This window comes from Pseudomonas gingeri, from assembly GCF_013385635.1.
Classification (GTDB): Bacteria; Pseudomonadota; Gammaproteobacteria; order Pseudomonadales; family Pseudomonadaceae; genus Aquipseudomonas; species Aquipseudomonas gingeri_A.
On sequence record NZ_JACAPR010000042.1, the window covers coordinates 29,573 to 33,077 of the forward strand.

A 3,505-nucleotide genomic window follows, 5' to 3' on the forward strand; every position below is an offset into this window, starting at 1 on the left:
AGGCTTGCTGCGTCCATTCGGACGCCATCGCCAGCAAGCCGGCTCCCACACAGTGGTGTTTCAGCGCGAAACGCCGGTAGAACGCAGCTCGATACTCAGGTCCCCGACTTGATCTTGGTCCAGGCCCGCGTCCGTGCCCGTTCGGCCTTCTGGTCCAGCGGCTGCAAGGTGTAGAGCGTCTTCATCGCCGCTTCGGTGGGGTACAGGTTGGCATTCGTACGGATCGCCGGGTCAACCATTTCGGTGGCGTCCTTGTTCGGGTTCGGGTAGCCGACGAAGTCGCTGATCGGTGCGATCACCTGGGGTTGCAGCAGGTAGTTGATAAAGGTGTAGGCGTCTTCCGGGTTCTTCGCCCCCTTGGGGATCGCCAGCATGTCGAACCAGATCGGCGCGCCTTCCTTGGGCAGGCGCATGTCCACCACCACGCCGTTCTTGGCTTCCTTGGCACGGTTGGCGGCCTGGGAGAAGCTGCCGGAATAACCGACGGCCACGCAGATGTCGCCGTTGGCGATGTCCGCCATGTACTTGGACGAGTGGAAATAGGTGATGTACGGGCGGATCTTCAGCAGCAGCGCCTCGGCTTTTTCATAGTCCTTGGGGTTGTTGCTGTTGGGGTTCAGACCCAGGTGCTGCAAGGCCAGCGGCAGGATCTCCGAGGGCGAGTCGAGCAGGGCGACGCCGCACTGCTTGAGCTTGCTGATGTTCTCTTCCTTGAAGATCAGGTCCCAGCTGTCCACCGGAGCGTTGTCGCCCAGCGCCGCCTTGACCTTGGCCGGGTTGAAGCCGATGAGGATGGTGCCGTACATGTAGGGCACGGCAAACTTGTTGCCCGGGTCGTTGGCTTCGATCAGTTTCATCAGCTTGGGGTCGAGGTGGTTCCAGTTCGGCAACTTGCTGCGATCCAGCGGTTGGAACACCCCGGCTTCGATCTGCTTGGCGAGGAACACGTTGGACGGCACCACCACGTCATAGCCGGAGTTGCCGGTGAGCAACTTGGCCTCCAGCGCTTCGTTGGTGTCGAAGATGTCGTAGACCAGCTTGACCTGGCTGTTCTGGGCCTTGAAGTCGTCCAGGGCCTTGGGCGTGATGTAGTCAAACCAGTTGTAGACCCGCAGGGTGCGGTCCTCGGCCTGGACTGCGCCGCTGAGCACGGCGGCGCACAGGGCCGGGGCGATAAAACGCTTGAGTCTGTTCATTCTTCTAGTTCCTCATTGGGCGTTCTGGAAACCTTCGAGTACGTTCACGGCATTGATGCCGATTTCTTCCACCGCATAACCGCCTTCCATCACGAACAGCGTCGGCTTGCTCAGGCGGGCGATGCGTTCGCCCATGCGCAGGTAGTCCGGGCTGTCGAGCTTGAACTGCGAAATCGGGTCGTCCTTGAAAGTGTCCACGCCGAGGGAAACCACCAACACATCGGCGGCGTAGCGCTCGATTTCCCCGCAAGCCTGTTCCAGGGCCGCGCTCCAGCGCTCCCAGCCGCTGCCGGCGGCCAGCGGGTAGTTGAAGTTGAAGCCTTCCCCGGCGCCTTCGCCCCGCTCATCGGCATAGCCGAGGAAGAACGGGAATTCCGCTTCCGGGTGGCCGTGGATCGAGGTGAAGAGCACGTCGCTGCGCTCGTAGAAAATCGATTGGGTGCCGTTGCCGTGGTGGTAGTCGACATCGAGGATCGCGACTTTCCCGTGGCCCTGGTCGAGGAAGGCCTGGGCGGCGATGGCCGCGTTGTTCAGGTAGCAGTAGCCGCCCATCAGGTCGCTGGCGGCATGGTGTCCCGGCGGTCGGCACAGGGCGAAGGCGGCGCGGGCTCCGCGCTGGATTTGCGCTTGGGCGGTCAGGGCCACCTGGGCCGCGCTGTAGGCTGCCTGCCAGGTGCCGGCGGTGATCGGCGCGCCGCCGTCGAAGCTGTAGTAGCCGAGTTCGCCGTGCAGGTTGGTCGGGATCACCTTGCGCAGGGTCCGTGCCGGCCAGGTAAATGGCAGCAGATCGCCGTCATGACCGAGTTCGGCCCAGCGCGCCCAGGCGCCCTTGAAGAAGGTCAGGTAGGCGTCGTCGTGGACGCGGCGGATCGGTTCCAGGCCGAAATCCTCTGGCTCACGGACCGGGCCCAGGGCCTGGTGGTGCACACGGGCCAGCACGTGGTCGGCGCGCGAAGGCATCTCGAAGCAGGGCATCAGCTGCCCGTCTATCAGCTCGCAGCGGCCGTGATGCAGGTGGTGATCGTCTGAGTAGACCGTCAGCATTTATTGTTCTCCGGTAGCGTGGACGTGGGCTCATTCTTGATGCCCGACGCGGTTCGGAGAACGGCAGGAGCGGCCAAAAGGGGATCGATATGGCCAAAAGGTATGTCCGAATTTCGCCCCTCAATGAGGCAATGCCGCCCTTTTGCGGGGCGGTGCCGGTCAGGGGCGGAACTGGCTGGGGCTGACGCCGCTCCAGCGGACGAAGGCGTGACGGAAGCTGGCGGTTTCGCTGAAACCCAATTCGTCGGCGATGCGATGGATCGGCAACTGGTCGTCCGCCAGCAACTGCTTGGCCCGCTCGAAGCGTAGCTCGTCGAGCAGTTCCTGGTAGCTGCAGCCGAGGTCGTGCAGGTGGCGGCGCAGGGTCCGCGCCGAACAGTTCATTTGCTCGGCCAGGCCTTCCAGGCCCGGTGCGGTGTGCAACTGGGCGGCGAGCAACTGGCGGATACGCCCCAGCCAGGCCTGGCGCCCGGTGAACTCCAGATTCTGCTTGCGGCAGCGTTCGGCCATGGCCTGGTGGGTGATGGCATCGGCCAGGGGCAGCGGCTGGTCGAGCCAGTGCCTGTCGAAGGCGAAGGCGTTGCGGGTGGCGCAGAACTGCAGCGGGCAGTCGAAGCTGTCGGTGTAGTTGGCGCGGTAGTCCGGCGCCTCGTGTTCGAAGCGCGCGGCCAGCAGCGGCAGCGGGCGTCCGAGCAGGTCGTCACAGATGACTTTCAGCGACACCAGGCAGAACTCGACGTTGAACACGGCCAGCACCGGATTCTCCCGGTAATCGCTGGCGGTGAACCAGATCCGTTCGCCGTCCTCGTCCAGGCTCAGCTCGAAGAGTGTTCCCAATAGCGCCGGATAACGCAGGGCCAGGCGCAAAGCGTCACCGAAGGTGGCACTGGTGAGCAGGGCGTAACCGAGCATGCCATAGGACGAAACGTGCATCCGCCGGCCCAGTTCCAGGCCGATTTCCCGGCGCAGGGCCACGGCATTGGCGCATACCTGCATCTCCTGGTTGGTGGTGATGCGGGTATCGGCGCGGCTCAGGTCGGCGGCGCTGATGCCGCTGCCGGCCAGCAGCACATCGCTGGACAGGCCCTCGTCACGAAAGGCATTGAGCACCAGGGACACAGCGTTGAGAGTGGTGAGGTGGGAGTGGAGCATGCTCGATTCCGGCCTTGGGAGGTGGGGACTCGAGCAAGTTATATGCCGCACACCCGATCCGCCGCACTGCATAACCCTGTAGGAGCCGGCTTGCCGGCTCCTATGTATGGACT

General features: G+C 63.8%; 3 protein-coding genes. All 3 read right to left on the reverse strand.

All coding sequences use genetic code 11. The features are described from left to right. Positions 1-95 precede the first annotated feature (95 nt). The 3 genes from HX851_RS32130 to HX851_RS32140 all read right to left on the reverse strand — a co-directional run bounded on the left by HX851_RS32130 (position 96) and on the right by HX851_RS32140 (position 3,392). Entirely contained in the window at positions 96-1,196 is a 1,101-nt protein-coding gene (locus tag HX851_RS32130) for a polyamine ABC transporter substrate-binding protein (protein ID WP_177058456.1), read from the reverse strand. A 12-nt stretch (positions 1,197-1,208) separates the two neighbouring features. Further along, on the reverse strand, positions 1,209-2,240 hold the full coding sequence (locus HX851_RS32135; RefSeq protein ID WP_177066488.1) for a histone deacetylase family protein: 1,032 nt from the start codon (positions 2,238-2,240) through the stop codon (positions 1,209-1,211). Positions 2,241-2,399: 159 nt separating this feature from the next. Continuing rightward, positions 2,400-3,392, reverse strand: coding sequence for an AraC family transcriptional regulator (locus HX851_RS32140; RefSeq protein ID WP_177058454.1), 993 nt, complete (start codon positions 3,390-3,392; stop codon positions 2,400-2,402). Positions 3,393-3,505 lie beyond the last annotated feature (113 nt).